Genomic DNA, 25,854 nt, shown 5'->3' with positions numbered 1-25,854 from the left:
GCGGGTGCTTCCGGGGTTCCTGCGTGGCTTCCTGCGTGGCTTTCCATTGTGGAGCAGGGGTCTGACAGCGCCCCGCCTCAGCGGCGCCCGCCACCCCCGCGGTGGTCGTCGTCCTCGTCGTACTGGCCGAGCAGTTCGTCGGCGAGCGTCGGCAGGTCGTCCAGCGGGGTCTCCTCCGCCCAGTCGGGGCGGTTCCGCCGCGGCCGGCCCCCCTCGTCGACCTGCGGCAGCTCGCGCGTCCGGTCGTTCGCTCCGGACTGCTCCGCCTCACCGGCGGCCGCCGGTGCCTCGTCCCGGAAGAAGCCGGGCGGCACCCGGTCGGCCGGGCCCTCCTCCCGTACGGGAGGAAGCACGGCCGTCTCCTCCACATCGGCGGACGCATCGGCGGACACATCGGCCGACGCGTCGGCGGGCGCTTCGTCCTTGCGCATGTTGATGCGCTGGGTCTCGTCCGCCGCGCCCGGCGCGTCGTCGTCCTTGCGCATGTTGATGCGGCGTGTCTCGTCGGCGGCCCCGGGCACCTCGGCCGCGCCCGGCTCGTCGTCCTTGCGCATGTTGATGCGGGGCGTCGGCACGGTCTGCGTGATGTCGTCCGGGTGGACGACCGGCGTGGGCACGGTGACGTCGTGCGGCGACACGGTGGGCTGCTGCTGCGCGGACGCAGCGGGGGCAGCGGGGGCAGCAGACGCGGCCGCTGCGGCCGCCGCGGCCTCCTCCGCGGCGCGGCGGCGGGCCTCCTCGGCGCGCAGCAGCGCCTCCTCCGCCTTACGCTGCTTCTCCAGGCGCCGCGCCTCGGCCTCGGCCCGGAGCCGGGCCTCCTCCTCGGCCTGCAGGCGCTGCCGTTCCAGCTCCTCGCGGCGTGCCTTCTCCTCGGCCTCGCGCCGCCGGCGCTCCTCCTCGGCGAGGCGCCGCGCCTCCTCCGCGCGCCGGCGGGCCTCCTCCGCCTGCCGCTCCTCCTCGCGGCGGCGGGCTTCCTCCTCCTCGCGGCGCTTGCGCTCCTCCTCCTCGGCGCGCAGCCGGGCGAGCTGCTCCTGGCGCTCGCGCTCCAGGCGCTCCTCCTCGGCCTTCCGGGCGGCCTCTTCCTCGGCCTTGCGGCGGGCCTCCTCCTCGGCGGCCTTCCGCGCCTCCTCCCGGGCCTTCACCTCGGCCTCGGACAGCGGCAGCATCCGGTCGAGCCGGTGACGTACGACGGTGGTGACGCTCTCGGCCTCCTGGCCCGCGTCGACGACCAGGTAGCGGGCGGGGTCGGCGGCCGCGAGGGCCAGGAACCCGGCCCGTACGCGCCGGTGGAACTCGGCGGGCTCGGACTCCAGGCGGTCCGGAGCCTCCGTGAACCGCTCGCGCGCCGCCTCCGGCGAGACGTCGAGCAGCACCGTCAGGTTCGGTACGAGACCGCCGGTCGCCCAGCGGGAGATACGGGCGATCTCGGTCGGCGACAGGTCGCGGCCGGCGCCCTGGTAGGCGACGGACGAGTCGATGTACCGGTCGGAGATGACGACCGCGCCGCGCTCCAGCGCCGGGCGGACCAGCGAGTCGACGTGCTCCGCGCGGTCGGCGGCGTACAGGAGGGCCTCGGCGCGGTGGGAGAGTCCGGCGGACGACACGTCGAGGAGGATGGAGCGCAGCCGCTTGCCGATGGGCGTGGCGCCCGGCTCGCGGGTGACGACCACCTCGTGGCCCTTGCCGCGGATCCACTCGGCGAGGGCGGTGACCTGCGTGGACTTGCCGGCTCCGTCGCCGCCCTCGACGGCGATGAAGAACCCGGTGGCGGACGGCGCCTGCACCGGGTCGGCGCCGCGCAGCGCGTCCCGAAGGTCGCGGCGGAGCGGCACACCGGACCGGTCGTCGGTCTTGGCCAGGACCAGCGCGGCGACGGGCAGCAGCAGCGCGCCGACCAGCATGAGCGTGAACGCGGCGCCGCCGTGCGCGAAGACGAAGTCGCCGCCCGCGAGGCGGTGCGGGCCGATGGCGGCGGCGAGCAGCGGTGCGGCGAGGGCGCCGAGCGCGATCGAGACCCTGACGACCGCCTGGAGGTGCTCGGTGAGGCGCGGGCGCCGGAACTCCTCGGTCTCCTGGTCGATCAGGGCGTGCCCGGTGCCCGCGGCGACACCGGCGCTGAAGCCCGCGGTGAGCGCGATGAACAGCACGGTCGCCGTGTCGGGTACGAGCCCCATCGCGAGCAGCGCGACGCCGGTCACCGTGAGGGCGAGGGCGAGCAGCCGGCGGCGGGACAGCGCGGGCAGCACGGCGCGGGCACCGCGGATGCCCAGGCCCGTACCACCGACGAGGGCCAGCACGAGCAGCGCGTACGCGGCGGGCCCGCCGCCGAGCTCGGCGCCGTGCAGCACGGCGACGGCCGCGGCGGAGGCGATGGCTCCGGCGACGGCGGCGCAGGCGACGACGAGCAGGGGTATGGCCGCCGTACGACCCTTCTCCAGGCCGGTCCCGTTGGACGGGCGGCGCAGCCCCTCCAGCGGGGAGCGCGGGCGCGGCGTCTGTGTGCCGGGCAGCCGCAGGGCGGCCAGGACGGACGCGGAGGCGGCGAACAGCCCGGCCGCGACGTACGAGCCGAGGGCCGCCTGGTGCGTGGCGAACCAGTCGACGCCCATGGCGAGCAGCCTGGCGGCCAGCGACGCGACGAGCAGCGCCGCGGCGGCGAGCGGGATGGCCGCGAAGCCGGTACGGAGGGAGAGCCGGCGCAGCGCGCCCAGGTGGTCGGGCAGCGGGCGCACGGCCGCGCCTTCGGGGGGCGGTGCGGGCAGCAGCGCCGGGGCGACGCTCTCCTTGGCGATCGTCCAGAACCGCTCGCCGACCCCGGCCAGGAAGACGGTGAGCAGGACGAACAGCATGGCCTGGCCCGGCGTCCAGATGATCCACAGCGGGGCGACGACGAGCAGCGCGACCCGCACGCCGTCGGCCGCGATCATGGTCCAGCGGCGGTCGAGCGGCCCGGCGGGCGCGATGAGCGAGGTCATCGGGCCGAGCAGGACGGCGCCGAAGAGGAGCGTGGACAGCGCGCGGGCGCCGAAGGCCGCGGCGACGGCGAAGGCGGCACCGCGGACGCCACCGCCGAAGGTCTCCTGCGTGACGGCGGCCTGCACGGCGAGCAGCACCAGGACGAGCAGGGCCAGGGCGTCGCCGATCCCGCCGACGAGCTGGGCGCTCCACAGCCGCCGCAGCGGCTGGTTGCGCAGGAGTGCCCGGACGGCACGCTCGCGGGAGTCCGCGGCGAGGGCGGCGTCGGCGGCGGCGTCGGCGTCTGCTGCGGCGGCGTCCGCTGGGTGGCCCAGGACCGTTGGCTGCTCGGCTGGCTGCTCGGCTCGCGTCATCCCCTCAGCCTATCGGGCCCCGCCGACAGAGCGGGGCGCCCGCCTACCGGGGGTCGAACACGTGGACGCACGCACTTTCCGTGGCTCCTGCGCGCACGACCGCCCCGGGCCGGCCACGAGGGCGGCGGTCCGGGGCGGTCGTACGGCCTGCCGACCGGCGGAGCGTGAGTGCCTACTCGTCCGCGGACGCCTTGGCTGCGGACGCCTTGGCCGCCGCCGTCGTCTTGGCAGCCGCCGTCGTCTTCGCGGCCGTCGTCTTCTTCGCCGTCGTCGTCTTCTTGGCGGCCGTCTTCTTCGCCGCCGTCTTCTTCGCGGCGGTCTTCTTGGCGGGCGCCTTCTTGGCCGCCGCCTTCTTCGCGGTCTTCTTCGCCGGGCCCTTCGCCCGCTTCTCGGCGAGCAGCTCGAACCCGCGCTCCGGCGTGATCGTCTCCACGCTGTCGCCGCTGCGCAGCGTCGCGTTCGTCTCGCCGTCCGTGACGTACGGGCCGAAGCGGCCGTCCTTCACGACGACGGGCCGCTCGCTGACCGGGTCGTTGCCGAGCTCCTTCAGCGGGGGCTTGGCGGCGGCCCTGCCCCGTACCTTCGGCTGGGCGTAGATCGCGAGGGCCTCGTCCAGCGTGATCGTGAAGAGCTGCTCCTCGCTCTCCAGGGAGCGCGAGTCGGTGCCCTTCTTCAGGTACGGGCCGTAGCGGCCGTTCTGCGCGGTGATCTCGACGCCCTCGGCGTCCGTACCGACGACGCGCGGCAGCGACATCAGCTTGAGCGCGTCCTCCAGGGTCACCGTGTCGAGGGACATCGACTTGAAGAGGGAGGCCGTGCGCGGCTTCACCGCGTTCTTGCCGGTCTTCGGGGTGCCCTCGGGCAGGATCTCCGTGACGTACGGCCCGTAGCGGCCGTCCTTCGCGACGATCATGCGGCCGGTCTCGGGGTCGTTGCCCAGCTCGAACTCGCCGCTGGGCTTGGCCAGCAGCTCCTCGGCGAACTCGACCGACAGCTCGTCGGGCGCGAGGTCGGCGGGCACGTCGGCCCGCTGGTGGCCCTCGGTGTCCTTCTCGCCGCGCTCGATGTACGGGCCGTAGCGGCCGACGCGCAGCACGATGCCGTTGCCGACGGGAAACGACGAGATCTCGCGCGCGTCGATCGCGCCGAGGTCCGTGACCAGCTCCTTCAGACCGCCGAGGTGGTCGCCGTCGCCGTTGCCGGCCTCGGCGGCGCCGCCGGGCGCGCCGGCGCCCTCGCCCTCACCGAAGTAGAAGCGCCTCAGCCACGGCACGGCCTGCGCCTCACCGCGGGCGATGCGGTCGAGGTCGTCCTCCATCTTCGCGGTGAAGTCGTAGTCGACGAGCCGGCCGAAGTGCTTCTCCAGCAGGTTGACCACGGCGAAGGAGAGGAAGGACGGGATGAGCGCCGTGCCCTTCTTGAAGACGTAGCCCCGCTCCAGGATCGTGCCGATGATCGACGCGTACGTCGACGGGCGGCCGATCTCGCGCTCTTCCAGCTCCTTGACCAGGGAGGCCTCGGTGTAGCGGGCCGGCGGCTTGGTGGCGTGGCCGTCCGCCGTGATCTCCTCGGCGGTCAGCGCGTCGCCCTCGGCGACCTGCGGGAGGCGGCGCTCGCGGTCGTCGAGCTCGGCGTTCGGGTCGTCGGCCCCCTCCACGTACGCCTTCATGAAGCCGTGGAAGGTGATCGTCTTGCCGGACGCGCTGAACTCGGCGTCGCGGCCGTCGGCGGAGCGGCCGCCGATCTTGACGGTGACGGAGTTGCCGACCGCGTCCTTCATCTGGGAGGCGACGGTCCGCTTCCAGATCAGCTCGTACAGCCTGAACTGGTCGCCGGTCAGTCCGGTCTCGGCGGGCGTGCGGAAACGATCACCCGACGGGCGGATCGCCTCGTGCGCCTCCTGCGCGTTCTTGACCTTCCCGGCGTACGTGCGCGGCTTCTCCGGCAGGTAGTCGGCGCCGTAGAGCTGCGTGACCTGGGCGCGGGCGGCGGCGACGGCCGTGTCGGACAGCGTCGTCGAGTCCGTACGCATGTAGGTGATGAAGCCGTTCTCGTACAGCTTCTGGGCGACCTGCATGGTGGCCTTCGCACCGAAGCCGAGCTTGCGGCTGGCCTCCTGCTGGAGGGTGGTGGTGCGGAACGGCGCGTACGGGGAGCGGCGGTACGGCTTCGACTCGACCGAGCGGACACCGAACGCCGTGTCGGCGAGGGCGGCGGCCAGGGCGCGGGCGTTCGCCTCGTCGAGGTGCAGGACCTGGCCCGCGTTCTTGAGCTGCCCGTCGGAGCCGAAGTCGCGGCCCTGTGCGACGCGGCGGCCGTCCACGCTGCTGAGGCGGGCCGTGAGGGTCGACGGGTCGGAGGGGTCGCCGGGGCGGCCGGTGCCGAAGACACCGGTGAGGTCCCAGTACTCGGCGGAGCGGAAGGCGATGCGCTCGCGCTCACGCTCGACGACGAGCCGGGTGGCGACGGACTGGACCCGGCCCGCGGACAGGCGCGGCATGACCTTCTTCCACAGGACCGGCGAGACCTCGTAGCCGTAGAGGCGGTCGAGGATGCGGCGGGTCTCCTGGGCGTCGACCATGCGCTTGTTCAGCTCGCGCGGGTTGGCCACGGCCTGGCGGATCGCGTCCTTGGTGATCTCGTGGAAGACCATCCGGTGGACGGGGACCTTGGGCTTCAGCACTTCGAGGAGGTGCCATGCGATGGCCTCGCCCTCGCGGTCCTCATCGGTGGCGAGGAAGAGCTCGTCGGACTCGGCCAGCTGCTCCTTGAGCTTCCTGACCTGGGCCTTCTTGTCGGCGTTGACGACGTAGATCGGCTGGAAGTCGTGCTCGACGTCCACGCCGAGGCGGCGCACCTCGCCGGTGTACTTCTCGGGGACCTCCGCGGCGCCGTTCGGAAGGTCGCGGATGTGCCCGACGCTCGCCTCGACGACGTAGCCGGGGCCGAGGTAGCCCTTGATCGTCTTCGCCTTGGCAGGCGACTCGACGATGACGAGCCGGCGGCCGCCCTGTGCGGTCTCGCTTGTCGGGGACAACGTTCGCTCTTCTCTCCGGTCGACGCTCGGTGGCACGTGCGGCGCGGTGCGAGCGTCCGTACGGGGTGTACGGCGCGTACCGCGGGCACTGCGGGCACGGCGCCACGGCTGTGACGCTGCTGTCGCTGCGGAGTGTGACGGTACAACCCGCCCCCGTGTCAAACGGCGAAAGCCCGCAACGGCCACTCGAACGGTAACCCGACTTCTGGCATTCCTGCCGCCCGGACTCCCCTCAAGGCGCGGAGGGCCACGTTCCGGCTACGGCCGGGCACAGAGCGGGGCCGGATTCACGCCACCGATCAGATCCGGCCGAAGCACCACACCCCGAGCGTGACGCACACCGCACCGAACGTCGTCGCGAACGCGACCGCCGCCGCGGGGTTCACCCCGTGCGCGACCGGCGCCCGGTGCAGCACGCGGGCCGCGGTCCACACCAGCAGACCCGCCCCGAACACCACGAACGCCGTGCCGGCGAAGATGGCCGGTCCGCTCTCCATCCCGTACCCCGTTCCCTCCGTGTTCCCGGTTCTGGGCGGCCCCGCGGGGCCGCCGTGGCGGCGCCGCGGGTTCCCCCAGGGCCGAGGCTGACACCTCAGGGCGTCGGGAGCGCGAATTACGGGTGAACGGCACGGGACCCGCCCCACCCGTTCACCCGACCGGAGCCCCACGCCCGGGCGTGGGATGCCGGGTGGCCGACGAGCGGGGCGGCCCGACGGGCGGGGGCGGTGGCAGGCGGGCGGCGGGCAGGGGCGGCCGACAGGCGTGGCCGTCAGACGTCAGGCGGCCGACGTCATGCCGTCGCCGGCGAGGGCGTGGGCTTCTCGGCCGGTTCCAGGAAGCCCTCCTCCACCAGGAGGCGGATCGCCTGCGGCGTGCGGTCGCGGAGCAGCACCGGGTCCTCGCCCATCAACTGGGCGATGGCGTCCAGGATGCGGCCGGCGCTGAGGCTGCCGTCGCAGACGCCGGCGAAGCCCGCGCCCACCGTGTCGACCTTCGTCGCCCGCCGCATGCCCCGGTTCTGGCGAAGGATCACATGCTCCGGATCCTCCGCCCCGGGCAGGCCGACCTGCTCCTGCACGACCTCGGGCGCGAGCACGAAGCTGTCGGCGAGCAGCGCCGCGTCGTCCCGGGCCCGCAGGTAGTCCTGGCGGGCGAAGTGCGCGTTCACCGTCTCACCGAGCGGCTGCTCGACCGGGTGCGGCCACTCCTCGACGACGACCGACGCCCCCTCGGCGCCCGCCGTCCGCTTCCGCAGCGTGATCCAGCCGAACCCGACCGCCTTGGTCCCCCGTTCCTCGAACTCGTCGAGCCACGCCTCGTACCGCGCCGCGTACTCCTCGGGCGCCGTCCGGTGGTCCCCCGCGTCCCGCAGCCACAACTCGGCGTACTGCGTCGCGTCCTGCACCTCGCGCTGGACGATCCACGCGTCGCAGTCCTGCGGGACCCACGAGCGGACCCGCTCCTTCCAGTCCTCCCCTTCGACGTGCTGCCAGTTGGCCAGAAACTGCGCGTATCCCCCTTCGTTGAGCCGCTCCCCCGCCTGCTGGACCAGCGTGCGGCACAGGTCGTCGCCGCCCATCCCGCCGTCCCGGTACGTGAGGCGCGCCCCGGGGGAGATGACGAACGGCGGGTTGGACACGATCAGGTCGTACGTCTCCGAGCCCACCGGCTCGAACAGCGAACCCGTCCGCAGGTCGGCCTCCGGTGCCCCCGACAGCGCCAGGGTGAGCCGGGCGAACTGCAGTGCCCTCGGGTTCAGATCGGTCGCCGTCACGCGCGTGGCGTGCTGCGTGGCGTACAGCGCCTGGATGCCGCAGCCCGTCCCGAGGTCGAGCGCCGAGGCGACGGGTGTCCGTACGGTGAGACCGGCGAGCGTGGTGGACGCGCCGCCCACGCCGAGGACCACGCCCTCGCCGCGGCCGCTCGCCCCGCCGGCGCCGCCCACGGCGCACCCGAGGTCGGCGACCACGTACCAGTCCTGGCCCTGCGGTCCGCCGTACGGCCGTACGTCGACGGTGGCCCGTACGGCTTCTCCGTCCGCCCCCGTGTCCCGTATCACCCAGCCGTCGGCGAGCGCCTCGTCCAGCGGGAGGGCGGCACGGGCCTGCTCGGCCGGTACGGGCTGCTGGAGCAGGAACAGGCGCACGAGCGTGTCCAGCGCCCCTTCCCCGCGGGTGGCGCGCAGGGCGGGCACCGTCTCGCTGCGGGCGAGCGCGGCGTAGGCGGACGCCCCGAGCCGTTCGAGGAGCCCGTCGGCGGTGAAGCCGGCGGCGAGGAAGGCGGCGCGCAGGCGATCGGCGTGGTCGGGTACGGGCAGGGTGGCGGCGGTCTGGCTGGTCGTACTCACATGCTCATTGTGACCGCCGCCACGGACATCCGACGAACGGCCCGGCTTCCTGTGGATAACCGGGCCGCCGCTTGTCGCCGGCCGGACCTGCTAGCCGGCCGGACCTGCCAGCGGGTCGGAGCTGCCAGCGGGTCGGAGCTGCTAGTCGGACTTGCGGCTCGCCGACGCCGAGGGCGAGGCCGAGGAGGCCGACGCTCCGTCGGACGGCGACGCCGAGGCGTCCGCGCCGGGCTGCGCCGCCGGGCTGGTCGCCTTGGCCGTGGGGGCCGACGGCGCGGCGTTCTGGCAGCCGGGCTGCTTGGCCATCGCCTGGCCCAGTTCGCCGGACTGGATCTTGCCCAGCGCGTCCTGGTCCATCTTCTCGATCTTCTTCAGCCCGTCCGCGACGCCCTGGAGGCCGTCCGCGAACTTCTGCTGGTCCTTGGGGTCGAGGGCGTCGACCTGCTTCCGCAGACCCTCGTACGCGGTGGCGGTCGAGTTGAGCTCCTTGACCGCGTCCTGCTGGAGCTGCTCACCGTTCTCGATGGGCGGAACTCCAGCGTCCTGGACCGCCTTGGCCAGCGCCTTGTTCGTGTCGGCGATGTCCTGGAACGCCTTCGAGTCCGCGGCCTGGACATCGGCGGGCTTGCCGTCGGCCGCCGTCGAGATGATGGCCTGCTGGGCGTTGGCCCGCTTCTGAATCTGCGGCTTCGCCTGGTCGCAGAACGTCTTCGCCCAGGCGTCCACCTTGCCGTCGTCGCCGCCGTCGTCGCTGCAGCCCGACAGCACGAGTACCAGCACCGCGCCGCCGGACAGTGCGGCTGCAAGCTTCTTGTTCACCGGATCGGTCCCTTCCAAGGCTCTCGGCCCCGGAACATACACGCCAAGTGGGCGACATCCGCGTGTCGTACGCCCGCTATGTTAGGTATTGCAGCCATTTGCACCAAGAGAGACAAGGCTCACGACGGCGGTGGCCCGGCAGCGTGAGGCCCGGGGTCCGCGCCCTCAAGCGGACACGTACGCCGGGCCCCTGATCTTGTGTCATGGACGCTGCGAGTCAGGGCACGGGCGCCTCGTCCGGGGAGCCCGCGACACGCCGGGGCGTGTCCTCGTCGTCCCCGGCGACACGGCGCCGCTTGGACGCGTACACCGCCGCGATGATGATGACGATCGCGATGGCCGCCACCGCCGCCCGTACGCCCGGACTGGCGTCGTCGCCGTAGCCGAACTGCACGACGGCGGGGGCGATGAGCAGCGCCACCAGGTTCATGACCTTGAGCAGCGGGTTGATGGCCGGACCTGCGGTGTCCTTGAACGGGTCGCCGACCGTGTCGCCGATGACCGTGGCGGCGTGTGCGTCGCTGCCCTTGCCGCCGTGGTGGCCGTCCTCGACGAGCTTCTTGGCGTTGTCCCAGGCGCCGCCCGAGTTGGCCAGGAAGATCGCCATGAGGATGCCGGTGCCGATGGCGCCCGCGAGGAACGCGCCGAGCGCGCCGACGCCGAGCGTGAAGCCGACCGCGATGGGCGCCATCACGGCGAGCAGGCCGGGGGTCGCCAGTTCGCGAAGGGCGTCCTTGGTGCAGATGTCGACGACGCGCCCGTACTCCGGTTTCTCGCTGTAATCCATGATCCCGGGGTGCTCCCGGAACTGGCGGCGCACCTCGTAGACGACCGAGCCGGCCGACCGCGACACGGCGTTGATGGCCAGCCCGGAGAAGAGGAAGACCACCGCGGCCCCGAGGATGAGGCCGACGAGGTTGTTGGGCTGGGAGATGTCCATGCTGAGGGTCATCTCGGTCGCCCTGGCCCCGACGTCCGCGACGGCGGTCGCGATGGCGTCCCGGTACGAGCCGAAGAGCGCCGCCGCGGCGAGTACGGCCGTGGCGATGGCGATGCCCTTGGTGATGGCCTTGGTGGTGTTGCCGACGGCGTCGAGGTCGGTGAGGACCTGGGCGCCCGCGCCCTGGACGTCGCCGGACATCTCGGCGATGCCCTGGGCGTTGTCGGATACCGGGCCGAACGTGTCCATGGCGACGATCACGCCGACCGTGGTGAGCAGACCGGTGCCGGCGAGCGCGACGGCGAACAGCGCGAGCATGATCGACGCGCCGCCGAGCAGGAACGCGCCGTAGACGGCGAGGCCGATGAGGAGCGCCGTATACACGGCCGACTCCAGGCCGAGAGAGACGCCCGCGAGGACGACGGTGGCCGGGCCGGTCAGCGACGACTTGCCGACGTCCTTCACGGGGCGTCGGCCGGTCTCGGTGAAGTAGCCCGTCAGCTGCTGGATGAGCGCGGCCAGCACGATGCCGAGCGCGACGGCCACGAGGGCGAGGACGCGCGGGTCGCCGCCGTGCGTCTGTACGGCGGGGTCCGTGACACCCTCCAGCTCGGCGTACGAACCGGGCAGGTAGACGAAGGCGGCGGCGGCCACGAGGGCGAGGGAGATCACCGCGGAGATGAAGAAACCGCGGTTAATGGCGGTCATCCCGCTGCGGTCGGCGCGCCGCGGCGCCACCGCGAAGATGCCGATCATCGCGGTGACGACGCCGATCGCCGGCACGATCAGGGGGAACGCGAGCCCGAGGTCGCCGAAGGCCGCCGAGCCGAGGATCAGCGCGGCGACGAGGGTCACGGCGTACGACTCGAACAGGTCGGCCGCCATGCCCGCGCAGTCGCCCACGTTGTCGCCGACGTTGTCGGCGATGGTGGCGGCGTTGCGCGGGTCGTCCTCGGGGATGCCCTGCTCGACCTTGCCGACGAGGTCGGCGCCGACGTCGGCCGCCTTGGTGAAGATGCCGCCGCCGACTCGCATGAACATGGCGATGAGCGCGGCGCCGAGGCCGAAGCCCTCCAGGACCTTGGGGGCGTCCGCGGCGTAGACGAGGACGACACAGGAGGCGCCGAGCAGGCCGAGGCCGACGGTGAACATGCCGACGACTCCGCCCGTACGGAAAGCGATCTTCATGGCCTTGTGCGAGACGGCCGTCAGATCCTTTTCCGGCTCGCCGGGCCCGGGCGTCGCTTCACGCGCCGCGGCGGCGACGCGCACATTGCTGCGTACGGCGAGACGCATGCCGAGGTATCCGGTGACGGCGGAGAAAAGCGCGCCGACGAGGAAGAAGAGGGAGCGCCCCGCGCGCTGCGACCAGTCGTCGGCCGGAAGCAGCATGAGGAGGAAGAACACCACGACGGCGAAGACCGCCACGGTCCGCAGCTGCCGTGCGAGATATGCGTTTGCGCCTTCCTGGATCGCCGCTGCGATCTTTTTCATCGCGTCGGTGCCTTCGCCGGCCGCCAGTACCTGGCGTACGAGCAGTTGGGCGACGATCAGGGCGATCAGCGCCACGGCCGCGATGACGATCACGATGATCCGGTTCTCGTCGGTGAGAACCGCGGCGGCGAGAGAGACCGAGTCGTAGGACTGCTGTGGGTCGAGGAGCCCCGCCATTCGTCCTCCTTGACGTCAGAGCTCAAGATGTGGACGGATTCTAGGGAGCGGAACCCGATCAAAACAGGGCGCTGGAGAACACAATTGACCGCGGCTTGCCGGTCGGCAAATGATCGATTGGTGATCGATTGCCGAAATACACCCGGACGCAGTAATGGGGCGAAAGCATTGACGCCGGCGTGAAGATCCGCGGAAATGAAAAAGGCCCTGCTCAGCAGGGCCGTGGGAGAGGCGACGATGTGGCGCGGACGCTCAGGACGCGTCGACGGAACGTGTCCTGGGCCAGCTCATCCGAATGACGCCGCCGCGCTCGCCCGCGGACACCTCGACGTCGTCGACGAGGCCGCTGATGACCGCGAGGCCCATCTGGTCCTCGCCCTCCGCGTCGTCGAACTCCTCGGCGGGCGCGCCGCGGCGCGCCCCGGGGACGCCGGCGGCGTCGGCGGCGGCGACTCCGGCGCCCGGGACCTCGTCGCCGACCTCGATGGAGAACGCCTTCTCCTCCTCGGTCAGCAGGACCCGCACGGGGGCCGTGACGTGGTTGCTGCGGTGCAGGCCGACCGCGCGGGAGCAGGCCTCGCCGACGGCGAGCCTCAGCTCGTCCAGTACGGCTTCGTCGACCCCGGCCCGGCGTGCGACGGCGGCCGCCACGAGGCGGGCCGTCCTGACGTGCTCGGGCTGGGCGCTGAAGCGGAGTTCGACGGTGGCCATGCTGTCCCCCTCGGGCGTACGAGCGTGGATCTCGGAGGAGCGGGCCGGGCGCCCGTCACCTCCGCCGTGCCTCCGGGCCCCGGGTGCGGCCCGGAGCGTCCGGAACGGATGCGAACCGGACCGGAAGCGGAGCGGAAGGGAAACCGGGACGCGAAGCCTCGCGCCCGGTGGCCTTCGGTGCGGCCTCAGGCCCGGCCGCCGCCGCGCTGGAGCCGGCACGGAGCCTCCAGCGGCGCTGCTCGGGCGGTCCGCCGGTGGCACCGGCGCCACCCGGGCCGGTCGGAGGCTTCCGCTTCGGAAGCTTCCGCTTCGGAAGCCCTCGCCTCGCAAGCCCCGCCTCGGAAGCCCGCTTCGGAAGCCCCGCCGCCTTGGTTGCCGGCGCTGCCCGGACTGCGGCCCCGGAGATGCGCGCGCCCTGTCGTGGGCGCGGAACCCCGCCGGTCGACAGCCGAGCGGGCGGCCGTGGCCGGTCCGGCATCGGACCGCCAACCCGTGACCGCTCCGGTTCACCGGTGCCGGCCACGGGCCTGCGGTCCGTCAGTCGGTGGCCGCGACGGCCTCGTCGACCGTGGTGTGGATCGGGAACACCTTGGTCAGGCCTGTGATCCGGAAGATCTTCAGAATGCGCTCCTGGTTGCAGACCAGACGGAGCGAGCCCTCGTGGGCCCGCACACGCTTCAGGCCGCCCACGAGCACGCCGAGGCCGGTCGAGTCCAGGAAGTCCACGCCCTCCATGTCGACGACCAGGTGGTAACTGCCGTCATTGACCAACTCGACCAACTGCTCGCGCAGCTTGGGCGCGGTATAGACATCAATCTCGCCACCGACCTCGACGACCGTACGGTCGCCACCAGGGCCGGACACATTGCGAGTCGACAGGGACAGGTCCACGGATCCTCCAGCACCTTGCTATCGAGCGGTCGCCCCCGAGTCTCCCCGACGGAGCCAGGGGACAGATCGCCAGCCGCGATGGCATTCAATCACTTACCAGCAGCCATGCACGACGCCTTGGGAGCATTGTCCGTCACGCCGGTGACACACTCGGTGCCGATGGCCAGGAATCACCGCCCCAGTCGCCCTGCCGAGAGCGGGGCCCACAGCCCCTCCCCCGGCGCGGTCCTCGACCGGCTCACCGCGGGGGCGAGCCGGGCTGCGCGCATCACTCATACGGAGCACCTGCCCCCGAGAGAGGGTCGGCATGCCCTCTGGCCCGATCGCATCCGACCGGAAGTGATCAACGCCATTCACGGGGCGGGCATCGACCACCCCTGGGCCCACCAGGCGGCCGCCGCCGAGCACGCGCTGGACGGCGAGTCGGTGGTGATCGCCACCGGCACGGCGTCCGGCAAGTCGCTCGCCTACCTGGCGCCCGTCCTGTCCACCCTCCTGGACGGATCCGAGGCGGCGAACGGGCGGGGCACGACCGCCCTGTACCTGGCGCCGACCAAGGCGCTCGCCGCCGACCAGCGACGCGCCGTGAAAGCCCTCGCGGCACCGCTCGGCAACCGGATCCGCCCGGCCGTGTACGACGGCGACACGCCCGTGGAGGAGCGCGAGTGGGTCCGTCAGTACGCCAACTACGTGCTGACCAACCCGGACATGCTCCACCGCGGCATACTCCCGTCCCACCCCCGCTGGTCCTCCTTCCTGCGCGCGCTGCGCTACGTCGTCATCGACGAATGCCACACGTATCGGGGCGTGTTCGGGTCGCACGTCGCGCAGGTGCTGCGCCGCCTGCGCCGGCTCTGCGCCCGGTACGGCTCCGAACCGGTCTTCCTCCTCGCCTCCGCCACCGCCGCCGAACCGGCCGTCGCCGCGGGCCGCCTCACCGGCCGGCCCGTCCACGAGGTCGCCGACGACGCGTCCCCGCGCGGCGAACTCGTCTTCGCCCTGTGGGAGCCGCCGCTCACCGAACTGCACGGCGAGCAGGGCGCCCCGGTGCGCCGCACCGCCACCGCCGAGACGGCCGACCTGCTCACCGACCTGACCGTGCAGGGCGTGCGGTCGGTCGCCTTCGTCCGCTCCCGGCGCGGCGCCGAGCTGATCTCGGTCATCGCGCAGGAGCGCCTCGCCGAGGTCGACCGCTCGCTCGCCCGCCGGGTCGCCGCATACCGGGGCGGCTACCTGCCCGAGGAGCGGCGCGCCCTGGAGCAGGCCCTCCACTCGGGTGAACTCCTCGGGCTCGCCGCCACCACCGCCCTGGAGCTCGGCATCGACGTGTCAGGCCTTGGGGCGGTGGTCATCGCCGGCTACCCGGGCACCCGCGCCTCGCTGTGGCAGCAGGCGGGGCGGGCCGGCCGCTCGGGGCAGGGTGCCCTGGCCATCCTGGTGGCCCGCGACGACCCGCTGGACACGTATCTCGTCCACCATCCCGAGGCGCTGTTCCGGCAGCCCGTGGAGTCGACGGTGCTGGACCCGGACAACCCGTACGTCCTCGCCCCGCACCTGTGCGCGGCGGCCGCCGAGGCCCCGCTCACCGACACCGACCTCGCCCTCTTCGGGCCGGCGGCGACCGGTCTGCTGCCGCAGCTGGAGGGCGCCGGGCTGCTGCGCCGGCGGGCCTCCGGCTGGTACTGGACCCGCCGGGAACGCGCCTCCGACCTCACCGACATCCGGGGCGGGGGCGGCAGCCCGGTCCAGGTCGTCGAGGCGGCCACCGGCAGGCTCCTCGGCACGGTGGACGCGTCGGCCGCCCACGCCTCGGTCCACGAGGGCGCCGTCCACCTGCACCAGGGGCGCACCTATCTGGTGCGGCAGCTCGACCTGAAGGAGTCCGTCGCCCTGGTGGAGGAGGCAAGCCCGCCGTACTCGACCACCGCCCGTGACACCACCTCCATCTCCGTCCTGGAGACCGACACCGAGATCCCCTGGGGGGACGGCCGGCTCTGCTACGGGTCCGTCGAAGTCACCAACCAGGTCGTCTCCTTCCTGCGCCGACGTCTCATCACGGGCGAGGTGCTGGGCGAGACCAAGCTCGACCTGCCGCCGCGCACCCTGCGCACCCGGGCCGTGTGGTGGACGGTGACCGAGGACCAGCTGGACGCCGCCCGGGTGAACCCGGAGCAGCTGGGCGGTGCCCTGCACGCCGCCGAGCACGCGTCCATCGGGCTCCTGCCGCTGTTCGCGACCTGCGACCGCTGGGACATCGGCGGCGTGTCCGTGCCGCTCCATCCCGACACGCTGCTGCCGACGGTGTTCGTGTACGACGGCCACCCGGGCGGCGCGGGCTTCGCTGAGCGCGCGTTCCGCACGGCCCGCGCCTGGCTGACGGCGACCCGCGAGGCCATCGCGTCCTGCGAGTGCGACGCGGGCTGCCCGTCCTGCATCCAGTCCCCCAAGTGCGGCAACGGCAACGACCCGCTCCACAAGCGCGGCGCCGTCCGCCTCCTCACGGAACTCCTCCGCAGAGCCCCGCAGGACCCGCAGCCGGAGGCCCGGCCGACGGAAGCTCAGCATGTGGAGGCCCAGTCGGCGGAGGACCAGCCGGCGGAAGCGCGCTCGGCGGATGACCGGTCAGCGGAGGCCCCGCGTGGGGGTCGCCCGTCGACAGAGGTCCCGCCGGCGGAGGCCAAGCCCCCGGAGGGCCCGCCCTCGCCCTGATCCGCGGGGCGTACGGGCCGATCCGCACCTGAGCCGTCACCTCGGCGACCTCGCCCTGCACAGCGCACCGCACCACCTCGGCGCCCTGCGCCCGTGCAACCCGGGCAGCGGCGTCGCACGCGGCCGCGGAGCCCCGCAGCGCCCGGTCGGCGGCGGCGAGGGCCGCCAGGTCGGCCGCACCGCCTGCGCGGTGCCGGGCGGCCACCGCCTGCCCGAGGGCGAGCACCGCGGCGAAGACCACGCAGAGCGTGCCCGCCGTCACGGTGGCCCACACGGTCGCGAAACCCCGGTCACCGGCCCGCCGCGGTGCACCGCGCCGGCCCCCGGCCGTGCCGCAGCCGGCGGCTTCCGCGGCGCTCACGGCGTCGCCTCCGGTTCGGCGCCCACCGTGTCCTCGGCCAGAGCGGCCGCGTCCGCCCGCAGCGTCATGGCCCACGCGGCCGGCCCTGGTGCGGGCGCCTCGACCCGTACCCGCCACAGCTCCCCGTTCCGCTCCAGCGAAACCCGCGCACCGTCCGGTGCGGCCGCCCGGGCCGCGGCCACCGCGGAACCTTCCGGCTCCGACCGGGCCGCCGCCCTGGCCCCCGCCCGCGCCGCGTCCACGCACTGGATGTGCGCAGCCGCCGCGGCAAGACCCCAGAGCAGGGCGAGCGCGAACACCACCAGTGCGGGCACCGCCAGCGCCGCCTCCGCCGTCACGGAGCCCCGATCGGTCCGGACCCTTCCGCCGGGGCGGCGGGCGGGGCGTGCGGCCTCAGAACGGCGCATCGAGCGCCCTCCCGATCGCCGAGCGCAGGCCCGCCGACACAGCGTCGCTCGTGACGACCTTGTACAGCACCGCCGCGAAGGCACACGCGGCGATCGTTATCTTGGGGTTGTTCTTGCTCTCTGGCACGTGAGGTACGTCTTGCCTCCACCTACGTGCCTCACAACTATTCGGGGGGTTTCTGTGACGTTGGCTACGGCTGCCGTCGATGCCCGTCCGTTCCGTAGCGAGCGGGCGATCTCACCGCTTGACGGCTCGGTCTCATGGGCGGTGATCAGTGCCGGGTACGAGCTGCACCCGGAAGCGTGTGCCTTTCTGGAGAACCTGCGAGGCCCGGAGTCCTCGGTGAACACCGAGCGGACCTACGCGGGGCGGATTGCGCTCTATCTGTCGTACTGCGCCGGGCGCGGGATCGACTGGACCCGTCCGACGCTGGGACAGCTCTCAGCGTTCCTGCGCTGGCTTGTCGAAGAGCCGTTGCCGCCGAAGGGCCGCGCCGCGTCGGCCGAGCCGCGCTACAGGGAGGAGAAGACGGCCAACGTCATCCTCTCCACCACGGCGAGGTTCCTCGATTTCTGCTCGACCCGTGGATGGGTGCCGCCCGAGGTCGTGAACATGCTCTGGGAGCCGAAGTTCCTACGGCACCTTCCGCCCGGCTACGACGCGGGCGAGGACGGGCAGTTTCGGGTCGTCAGGGCCAGGACGATCAAGTTCCGGGTTGCTGTCGAGGGCTACGAGTGGCTGTCGTCTGAGCAGATCGAGACGCTGATTGGGCTGACCCTCAACGCCCGGGACCGGTTCCTGGTCACGTTGCTCGCGGCCACCGGGGCCCGGATCGGTGAGGTGCTCGGGCTCCGGCGTGAGGACATGCACTTCCTGGCGGATTCACGGATGCTGGGCTGCTACGAGCGTGGTCCGCATGTCCACATCCGGCGACGGGCGAACAACGCGAACGGCGCTCTGGCGAAGTCGCGCAAGCCGCGTTCGGTGCCGGTGGAGACCGATGTCGTCGGCCTCTACACGGAGTACCAGCACGAACGGAACGCCGTCGCGGAGGCGGCCGAGTCGGACATGGTCTTCGTCAACCTGTTCCGCCAGCCGCTGGGCGAGCCGATGAAGTACCACGGCGCCAAGGACCTGTTCGACCGGCTCGCGAAGAAGGCTGACTTCGCTGCCCGGCCGCACATGCTGCGGCACTCGGCGGCCACCCGGTGGATCCGCGGCGGCGTCGATCGTGATGTCGTCCAGGACCTCATGGGGCACGTCTCCAGCCAGTCCATGGAGCCCTACATCCACTCGACCAGCGAGGAACGGCGCGAGGCCGTTGAACGCGGCGCCGCACACCGAAAGGCCAGCTCGTGAGTATCGCCACCGTCACCGCTCTGCCCGAGCCGAAGCGGCCGGCGGACGGCTTCTACACCCGCGCCGCTCTGGAGGGCTGGAGAAGCTGGCTCCGCGACGCCCTGGTGCCCGACTGGCGGCCGGGCGAGTGGGATCCGGAGCTGATGCTGTTCACCGGCGATCCGGACAACCCCCGCACCACCCTGTTCAGGTGCCTTGTCGAGCGGTGCGACACCGTGGTGGCGACGAGGAGCCACTGCTCGATCTGCGGGATCGCGTTCCGGGCGGGCAAGCTCGATGCAGAAACGTTCAACTCGACGCATGTGCCGACTCCGAACCGGCTGGTCGGAGCCCGGCGGCCGAACTGCCTGATCGGCGGTGGGACGTGCCAGCGCGAGAGCCACAACCAAGGCATGTGTGCTGCCCACATGTCCCGCTGGCACCAGGTTCGCAAGGCTCGCCCGGACACGGTCTTCGAGGACTGGGTGGCCACGAAGAAGCCCTACGGCCCGATGCCCGCCTGCCGCATCGTGGGATGCGCTCACGACGCGAGCCGGGCCGAGAATCTGTGCTTGAACCACCGCAAGGACTGGAAGAAGCACTCTGGACAGCACGGCCTCGACATCGGCGATGAGGCAGCGCGGAAGGCATGGGCGGCAACGCGGTTCCCCTTCATGACGACCGGGCAGTTCTCGTTGCACCCGCTTCAGGAGACCGTCCGGCTGGAGTTGCTGTTCGCGATGCAGCAGCGGGAAGCCCGCGGCATGGTCTTCAGCCCGCGGGCGGTCCGGCTGGCGGTGAAGCGCCTGCTGGATCTGTCATCGATCGCCGCGAGCGGGGATGCCTACCCTCGTCTGGAGGAGGTCACCGAGTGCGCCGTTCGGAGCTTCCTGCGGGAGACGCGCCGCACGATCGACCGGGCCTACAAGGACTACCAGGGCATTTCGCCGACGGACGGGACCGTCTGGGACCTCACGGAGCTGGACATTCCGTCGGTGTTCAGCGCTTCGGGGGTCCGGGTCCGCGAGGGCAAGATCGACTTCACGGAGATCCAGCAGCCGTGGATGCGGCAGCTTGCGATGACGTGGGTCGACAAGGTCCGGCCCGACAGCAGGGCTCTGCGATATGCCTTCCGGGGGCTGGTGGTGGCTTCCCAGGCTCTCTACGGGCTGCCCGGCGGCGGTATGGACCCGACGAAGCTGGCCTTCGCCGACATGGACGTGATCGTGGACGCCTTCCGTGTCATGCCGCGTTGGGACGGCACGGACATGGGGCCGAAGGGCAAGCGGCTCTATCTGTCGAACTTCTTCGAGGTGATCGACTACGGGCGGCGCAACGGGCTGCTGGACCAGGTCCCGGGGCCGTTCGCCCGGCACAGCTCGCATCGCATCCCCGACGAGGTCCAGGACGAGGACGAGACCGGCAAGGCCATCCCGGAGTCGGTGATCCGCCAGCTCGACCAGCAGCTTCACCTCCTCGGCGAAGGCATCCCCTACGGCAGGATGGCGGCCGGGGACATCAAGGCGATGTTCCAGACGGCCTACGTCGTGCTGCGGGACACCGGCCGGCGGCCCCAGGAGGTTGCCCGGCTGGTCCTGGACTGCCTGGAGAAGGACGGCGACGAACACCAGCTGATCTGGGACAACCGCAAGAGCAAGCGTCTGCGCCGGCGTCTGCCGGTCACCCAGGAGACGGTGGATGTCATCAACGCCTGGAAGGCCCGGCGGGCGGGACTGGATCTGCCGCCGAACAGTGCCCGCTTCCTGTTCCCGGCGATCACGAACAACACGGCCCACCACCAGATGGAGAGCTCCAGCATCTCCCGCGCGATGCGGGCCTGGGTGCGGTCCCTGGAGCGGATCGACTCCGAGACGCTGGGGCCGGACGGCACACCGCTGCCGTTCGACAGGTCGCTAATTTACCCTTACGCCTTCCGGCATTCCTACTGCCAGCGGCACGCGGACGCGGGCGTCCCGCAGGACGTCCTTCGTGACCTTATGGACCATCGCTCGGCCAACACCACGGCCGGGTACTACAAGGTCTCCCTGAAGCGGAAGCGGGAGGCGGTCAAGACGATGCGGCAGCACGTGATGGACCGTGTCGGCCTGCCCGCCCCGATGGCTTCGAACACGTCCTACGAACTGCGATCGGTGGCGGTGCCGTTCGGGAACTGCACCGAGCCGTCGAACGTGAAGGCCGGCGGTCAGGCATGTCCGATCCGGTTCCAGTGCGCCGGCTGCGGCCACTACCGGCCCGACCCGTCCTACCTGCCCGCGGTCGAGGACCACATCCGCACGCTCAAGGGCAACCGGGAGATGGCCATGGCCACCGGGGCCGCCGAGTTCGTCACACGGGGTCTGGGCGAGGAGATTGCCGCCTTCCAGCAGGTGGGGGCGAAGATGAAGGAGTACATGAGCAACCTGCCCGAGGACGAGCGCAACCAGGTCGAGGAGGCCGCGAAGGTGCTTCGCAAGGTGAGGGCCGCCAGCGGAGAGCGCCCGCTGCTGCCGCTGACGGTGGTCAGCCGCAACAGGACCAGGGAGGGCCGGTGACGGCCGCGAGGACCCCCGCTCAGGTTTTGCTGGAGTCCCGCCAGCGCGACAGTCAGGAGAAGCGAGCCCGGGTGATGTCCACGGTCGACGCGATGAAGGCCAAGGGCGAGACGATCACCTTCCTCGGCGTCGCCCGCGCGGCCGGAGTGTCGAACTGGCTGGTCTACTCGGCAGGGATGCGCGAGTACATCGAGGAGGCCCGCAAGGGCCAGGCCGGGACGAAGGCCCGTGAGAAGACCTCGGGCGGCCGCGCGAGCGCTGCGAGCCTGGCCACCGACCTGGAGCTGGCCCGGGCCGAGCTCGCGGCTGTCCGCGAGGAACGGGACCGCCTCAAGGACGCGGTCCAGCGTCACCTGGGCCAGCAGCTGCACCAGACCGGCGCGAAGGAACTCGCGGCCCGCGTCAACGAGCTGCAGGCGGCCAACAAGGAGCTGGAGGGGCGGCTGGCCGCGTCGGAGGCTGACCGGCGGGGCCTGCAAGATGCCTTGCAGGAGACCCAGGACGACCTGATCGCGGTCCGTGAAGCGATGAGGAACATGATGCGGGAACAGAACCGGTCGTCCTGACGCCCCGGCCGGCTGGCCGTCGGTCTCCCAGGGTCCGGCGAGATTCGCACACGCGGTTGAGCACGTTCGTCTGTACTTCCCTCCCCCTCGAGAAGGGGAAGTACAGCGATACGTGCTCAGGCCGCGGCTTCGAGCGAGTCCGGTGTTTTAGTGAGGGTCCGGAGTCGGGCGGCAAGGCCGTCGGGGCCGAGGTGGGCCAGGGCCCACAGGGAGGTGACGCGCCGGGCGGAGGTCCAGATCCCGGCGGCCGGTGGCAGGAACGGGGCGACGGCGATGCCGCGGGCGGTGAACGGGGCCGGGTCGAGATACGTCATCCCGCCGGTCCCGCATAGATACGCGTCGGCGCCGGCTGCGGCGGTGAGGCTGGCGAGCCGCTCGGACCGCCCGGGGCGGGCGGGAAGCAGGCTCGCGGTCAGGACGCGGCCCCGCCAGCCGAGGAGGTCCAGCAGCACGCGGGTGGAGGTTGCGGCGACGGCGGCGGTCCGGCCAGTGTCGAACGCCGCCCAGACCGGCTCCAGCGCCTGCTGGAGGGCGGGCCAGTGCGGGCTGGACCGGTATTCCTGCCGGATCATCGCCTGGGTCCGTCGCCGGGCCAGGGCGGGATCGACGATCAGAGCCTCGCGGATGGCGGTCTGGCGGCCCTGGGGCAGGTGGGTGGGGATGGACAGCCACCGGATCTTCTCAGGGGCCTCCAGGGCCGCCAGGCGGCTGCGGTGCTGGTAGTCGCGGCGTGTGAACTGGACGTCATCGAGAACGATCCAGGTGTCCGCCGCGAACAGCTTGGCCAGCGTGGTCAGCCGCGGGAACAGGTTGGGCTGGTGGATCGCGCACAGCCCGCCGGCCGGTCGGTCAGGAGATGAGGCGGCTGGTGAAGCCGTCGCGGATGAGGGACTCGTACGCGTCATGCACGTCCTCCGGGACATCCTGGTCGATGGCGAAGCCGAGCCTGGGATACTCGATCACCCGCTGGAGATCGCCGACGAGCATGTCCAGGACGAGCTTCTCGTCACCGATGCTCTTGAGGTAGTCGTCCAGCTCCAGCAGCTCAGACGCGCACAGCACCTCGACCTCGGGCCACAGCTTGCGGGCGGTGGCGAACGATCGCCTTTCCATATAGGGCTTGGAGACCAGCAGCACCGTCGTCGGGGTGATCCCGGCGGCGGCGAGGACCTGACGGGACAGGGTGATGTTCTGCCCGGTGTTCGCCGCGTTCGGTTCCAGCAGGATCGCCTCGGCGGGGACGCCGAGCTCGATGGCGTGCTCGCGGAAGTGGACGGCCTCACCACGCGGGAAGACCTTGGCGGTGGTGGGGCTGTTGCCGCCGGTGAACACCACGGTCGGGAACAGGCCGGAGTGATAGAGCTCGGCGGTGGCCGCGGCGACCCCGAGGTCGTGGCTGCCCAGCCCGATCGCGACGTCGGCCGGGGCCAAGTCGTGGCCCATCTGGTGGTAGTCCCAGATCAGCTTGGCCTTGCGCCACTGGTCCTCGGTGATCGTCCGCTGGTTGTCGGTCACGCGATCTTCTCCCTGGTCACCGTCGCCGGGGGCCGGCGGGCCCCTCGCTCATGGCCTTGATGTTCTCGATGCTGGCGAGCTGGTGGCTGAGGTTGAAACGTTCGGCCACCCTCGCGGCTTGGTCGAGGACGTGAAGGCCATCATCGCGGGTCGCGGGGTCGCTGAGCAGGATGTGTCCGTGGGCGGTGTCCAGGCGGACCCGCTGCATCGGCGCGTCCGTGGAGGCGGTGTTGCGGGCGACGGTGATGAAGTGCAGGGCGGAGGCCAGGTCACCGGCGCCTCGGTGGGCCAGGGCGAGCTTCTGGTGGGCCACCGACCAGTCCTCGGGTTCGGAGAGGTCTTCGAACTCCCGGGTCGCGGCGGTCATGACACGGGCCGCATAGTCGTGGTTGCCGTCCTTGCTCAGGGCGGTTCCCACCCACAGCCGGGACCGGGCACGGTCGCGGCGGGAGAGCCGGTCGTCGACCGCGAGGTGTTCGTACTGGCGGGCGGCGATCTCCAGCCTCCCGGTCATCTCGGTGACCACGGCGAGGGAGAGGTCGAGCTGGGCGATCCGGCGGGGGATGTCGAGCTGGGTGAACAGTGACTTGGCGGCGGCATAGGAGTGCTGGGCCGACAGCGGACCGATCAGGGCTCCCTGGTCGCGCTGGAGGTCGCCCAGCAGAGCGGTCGAGCGGGCGAGGAGATACAGGCCCCTGTCGTCCAGCGCAGAGGGCTTGAACCGGGTCGTCCACCGGCTGATCAGCCTGTCGGCGGCAGGGAAGTCCTGCCTGGACAGAGCCACCACGACCCGGTCCAGGTCGTCCGTCCACGATTCGTACTCCCAGGCCAGCGGCCCGCTGGGGGTGACCCGGCGGACGCCCCCGGAGGCGCCGGCCGCTCCGGTTTCGGACAGGAACGTCTCGAACCGCAGGTGGGCCGCGGCGTCCGCGCGGGCCAGCGCGGTGTCCAAGATGGCCTGGGTGTCCTGACGGGGTTCGGTCGCGGCCAGGTGTTTCTCCCAGTTGGAGACGGTCCTCACCGCCACGCCGAGATGCTCGGCGAACCCCCTCACGCTCATCCGCAGCGCGAGCCGCAGGGCCTTGGCCTCCAGCCCGGTCCAGTGGTGCACGGTCGCCACGCGTCGCTCCCTTCCCGCAGCCATCGAAGCACGCGAAGTACGGGTGGGGGACAGAACTGCCACGGAAGTGCAACAGACGGTCATTGGCCGGGGGTTGGGGACGGGACAGGCTGGGCGGCGACACCCCGTTACCCGGATTTTGGACGGTCACGAAGATGGAACCCCTCACCGAGCATCGCGGCGTCCGCGGCCCGGTTGTCTACGGCTTTCTGCGGCTGGTGCGGGTCTCCGCCGCCCGCCAGGAGGCACTGCGAGCCTCCCTTGCCGAGTACTGCCACCAGCACGAGCTGACGCTGTCGGGGGTCTTCATCGAACGCACGGTGAACACCGACGGCTCGGCGGCGTTCACCGGCCTTCTGGACGTCCTGGAACTCCCGGACGCCTACGGCGTCGTCGTCCCTGCCGTCTCGCACCTGGGCCCCAAGTCGATAGCCGCCGCCCGGCAGGCCCGCATCACCTCGGCCGGAGCCCGGCTGCTGGCGATCCGAAGGCCCCGCGACGGCCGCCCGGCCGACTCCGGGCCCGCCCGAGGAACCCCTGAGCACGTCCGCCGCCGCTGCGGCCCCGCCCCCGCCCTGGACACCGATACGTGAGGCCCCGATGCCTGATGCGAAGCAGAAGTACTTCGAGCCGAGGCCCGAGTCGGTCCGGCTGGCCCGCGAGTTCGCCGTCACGACCCTGAACGGGTGGGGTCTTCACGGCCCGGCCGACGATGTCCGGCTCTGCGTCTCCGAGCTGGCCTCCAACGCCTTCACCCACGGCAGCGAGCCCGGGCACGGCTTCCTGGTGAGGCTGGAGGCCGCCGACGACATCGTCCGCCTGGAAGTACACGACAGCCGCCCCCGCAGCCACCAGCAGCCCCGGGTCGCGCACCCCGCCGACACCGACACGACCGGTCGCGGCCTGCGGATCGTCAGCGTCCTCGCCGATGGCTGGGGCGTCGAGGACCGCCGCCCGCTCGGCAAGATCGTCTGGAGCCTGTTCAAGACCGCCCAGCACCAGGAGGAGGTCCAGCCGTGCTGACCCGGCTCCCCCAGTCCCCCGCCGTCCCTGAGACCGGGCTACTGACCGGGCTGAGCACCTGGACCTGGCCCGGCACCACCCCCGACGGCCGGCACGTCGCCCACATCCTGCTCGCCCACCGGCCCGGCCGCGCCAGCCACGACACGCCCGCCGTGATCGAAGCCCGGATGCGGCACCTGGCCGAATGCCTCGGCGGCCTCGCCCGAGCCGAGGAACCCGTCCCCGACCTGCACGGCCGCCTGAAGATTATCGGCTCCCAGGTGCTGCTGCACTTCCCCAGCGCCCGCTGGGGCCTGCGGCTGCCCACACACCCCAGCTGGACCCGGCTCGTCCACGACGCCGGGCACGCGGCCCTGATCCTGGGCCTGGACCCGCTCGCGCAGTCCGCGGACGCCTCCCGGCTGGACACCTACCTCGATGCCGCACTGGCCGCCGACCGGCTGCTGTTCGGCTTCGCCCGCACCGCCTGAACCCACCAGCCCCCATGCACGGCCCGCATCTCGCCACGAGAGGTCAC

Annotated in this window: 19 protein-coding genes and 2 pseudogenes; 7 read left to right on the top strand and 14 right to left on the bottom strand. The window is 72.1% G+C overall.

Features of this window, described 5'->3' with window-relative positions; genetic code table 11:
- Positions 1–77: 77 nt before the first annotated feature.
- The 8 genes from tmk to HTZ82_RS10460 form a co-directional block, all read right to left on the bottom strand.
- Positions 78–3,329: a dTMP kinase gene (gene tmk / locus HTZ82_RS10495; protein WP_175409055.1), complete on the bottom strand. Its 3,252-nt coding sequence runs from the start codon at positions 3,327–3,329 to the stop codon at positions 78–80.
- Between the two features lie 172 nt (positions 3,330–3,501).
- Positions 3,502–6,366, bottom strand: coding sequence for a type I DNA topoisomerase (gene topA / locus HTZ82_RS10490; RefSeq protein ID WP_175409054.1), 2,865 nt, complete (start codon positions 6,364–6,366; stop codon positions 3,502–3,504).
- Between the two features lie 299 nt (positions 6,367–6,665).
- Entirely contained in the window at positions 6,666–6,863 is a 198-nt protein-coding gene (locus HTZ82_RS10485) for a hypothetical protein (protein ID WP_175409053.1), read from the bottom strand.
- Between the two features lie 293 nt (positions 6,864–7,156).
- Positions 7,157–8,713 (bottom strand): class I SAM-dependent methyltransferase, encoded by a 1,557-nt coding sequence (locus HTZ82_RS10480; protein WP_175409052.1) that lies wholly within the window; start codon positions 8,711–8,713, stop codon positions 7,157–7,159.
- A gap of 141 nt (positions 8,714–8,854) precedes the next feature.
- Complete coding sequence (locus HTZ82_RS10475) at positions 8,855–9,532, bottom strand: small secreted protein (protein ID WP_175409051.1); 678 nt, start codon at positions 9,530–9,532, stop codon at positions 8,855–8,857.
- 217 nt (positions 9,533–9,749) lie between these two features.
- Positions 9,750–12,143, bottom strand: a complete 2,394-nt coding sequence (locus tag HTZ82_RS10470) for a sodium-translocating pyrophosphatase (protein ID WP_175409050.1) — start codon at positions 12,141–12,143, stop codon at positions 9,750–9,752.
- A gap of 252 nt (positions 12,144–12,395) precedes the next feature.
- On the bottom strand, positions 12,396–12,854 hold the full coding sequence (locus HTZ82_RS10465) for an ATP-binding protein (RefSeq protein ID WP_175409049.1): 459 nt from the start codon (positions 12,852–12,854) through the stop codon (positions 12,396–12,398).
- A 537-nt stretch (positions 12,855–13,391) separates the two neighbouring features.
- Complete coding sequence (locus HTZ82_RS10460; RefSeq protein WP_003967428.1) at positions 13,392–13,745, bottom strand: STAS domain-containing protein; 354 nt, start codon at positions 13,743–13,745, stop codon at positions 13,392–13,394.
- Positions 13,746–13,823: 78 nt separating this feature from the next.
- On the opposite strand from HTZ82_RS10460, the gene HTZ82_RS10455 reads away from it, so the two are divergent.
- A complete protein-coding gene (locus HTZ82_RS10455; protein ID WP_254711764.1) occupies positions 13,824–16,454 on the top strand; it encodes a DEAD/DEAH box helicase in 2,631 nt (876 codons plus the stop codon).
- A 40-nt stretch (positions 16,455–16,494) separates the two neighbouring features.
- Here the strand turns inward: HTZ82_RS10455 and HTZ82_RS10450 are convergent.
- The 3 genes and pseudogenes from HTZ82_RS10450 to HTZ82_RS31785 form a co-directional block, all read right to left on the bottom strand.
- A pseudogene (locus tag HTZ82_RS10450) lies at positions 16,495–16,728 on the bottom strand (Rv3654c family TadE-like protein); the annotation flags it as partial.
- A gap of 83 nt (positions 16,729–16,811) precedes the next feature.
- Entirely contained in the window at positions 16,812–17,153 is a 342-nt protein-coding gene (locus HTZ82_RS10445) for a TadE family type IV pilus minor pilin (protein WP_175409077.1), read from the bottom strand.
- A 55-nt stretch (positions 17,154–17,208) separates the two neighbouring features.
- A pseudogene (locus HTZ82_RS31785) lies at positions 17,209–17,319 on the bottom strand (DUF4244 domain-containing protein); the annotation flags it as partial.
- Between the two features lie 84 nt (positions 17,320–17,403).
- Here HTZ82_RS31785 and HTZ82_RS10435 point away from each other — a divergent pair.
- From HTZ82_RS10435 to HTZ82_RS10425, 3 genes are read left to right on the top strand one after another with little or no spacing between them, the layout of a single operon-like run.
- On the top strand, positions 17,404–18,582 hold the full coding sequence (locus HTZ82_RS10435; protein WP_309235402.1) for a tyrosine-type recombinase/integrase: 1,179 nt from the start codon (positions 17,404–17,406) through the stop codon (positions 18,580–18,582).
- A complete protein-coding gene (locus HTZ82_RS32910) occupies positions 18,579–21,113 on the top strand; it encodes a tyrosine-type recombinase/integrase (protein WP_175409048.1) in 2,535 nt (844 codons plus the stop codon). Before HTZ82_RS10435 ends, HTZ82_RS32910 begins: the two co-directional genes overlap by 4 nt.
- Positions 21,110–21,679 carry a DUF6262 family protein gene (locus HTZ82_RS10425; RefSeq protein WP_175409047.1) on the top strand — a complete coding sequence of 190 codons (570 nt, stop codon included), beginning with the start codon at positions 21,110–21,112 and terminating at the stop codon, positions 21,677–21,679. Before HTZ82_RS32910 ends, HTZ82_RS10425 begins: the two co-directional genes overlap by 4 nt.
- Before the next feature lie 116 nt (positions 21,680–21,795).
- On the opposite strand, the gene HTZ82_RS10420 is transcribed toward HTZ82_RS10425, so the two are convergent.
- Genes HTZ82_RS10420 through HTZ82_RS10410 form a run of 3 tightly spaced genes read right to left on the bottom strand, consistent with a single transcriptional unit; the run spans position 21,796 to position 24,314 of the window.
- Complete coding sequence (locus tag HTZ82_RS10420) at positions 21,796–22,584, bottom strand: WbqC family protein (protein ID WP_175409046.1); 789 nt, start codon at positions 22,582–22,584, stop codon at positions 21,796–21,798.
- A complete protein-coding gene (locus HTZ82_RS10415) occupies positions 22,529–23,194 on the bottom strand; it encodes a YdcF family protein (RefSeq protein WP_175409045.1) in 666 nt (221 codons plus the stop codon). Before HTZ82_RS10415 ends, HTZ82_RS10420 begins: the two co-directional genes overlap by 56 nt.
- 16 nt (positions 23,195–23,210) lie before the next feature.
- Positions 23,211–24,314 (bottom strand): DNA-binding transcriptional regulator, encoded by a 1,104-nt coding sequence (locus tag HTZ82_RS10410; RefSeq protein WP_175409044.1) that lies wholly within the window; start codon positions 24,312–24,314, stop codon positions 23,211–23,213.
- A gap of 155 nt (positions 24,315–24,469) precedes the next feature.
- Here HTZ82_RS10410 and HTZ82_RS10405 point away from each other — a divergent pair, with 155 nt between their 5' ends.
- Genes HTZ82_RS10405 through HTZ82_RS10395 form a run of 3 tightly spaced genes read left to right on the top strand, consistent with a single transcriptional unit; the run spans position 24,470 to position 25,807 of the window.
- Positions 24,470–24,907, top strand: a complete 438-nt coding sequence (locus HTZ82_RS10405; RefSeq protein WP_254711762.1) for a hypothetical protein — start codon at positions 24,470–24,472, stop codon at positions 24,905–24,907.
- A 7-nt stretch (positions 24,908–24,914) separates the two neighbouring features.
- On the top strand, positions 24,915–25,337 hold the full coding sequence (locus tag HTZ82_RS10400) for an ATP-binding protein (protein WP_175409042.1): 423 nt from the start codon (positions 24,915–24,917) through the stop codon (positions 25,335–25,337).
- Complete coding sequence (locus HTZ82_RS10395; RefSeq protein ID WP_309235401.1) at positions 25,331–25,807, top strand: hypothetical protein; 477 nt, start codon at positions 25,331–25,333, stop codon at positions 25,805–25,807. Before HTZ82_RS10400 ends, HTZ82_RS10395 begins: the two co-directional genes overlap by 7 nt.
- Positions 25,808–25,854: the final 47 nt, after the last annotated feature.

This window comes from Streptomyces sp. TRM64462 (assembly GCF_013362995.1).
Lineage (GTDB): Bacteria > Actinomycetota > Actinomycetes > Streptomycetales > Streptomycetaceae > Streptomyces.
The sequence above is the reverse complement of the archived record's forward strand: the minus strand, read 5'-3'. Positions and strand labels throughout refer to the sequence as shown.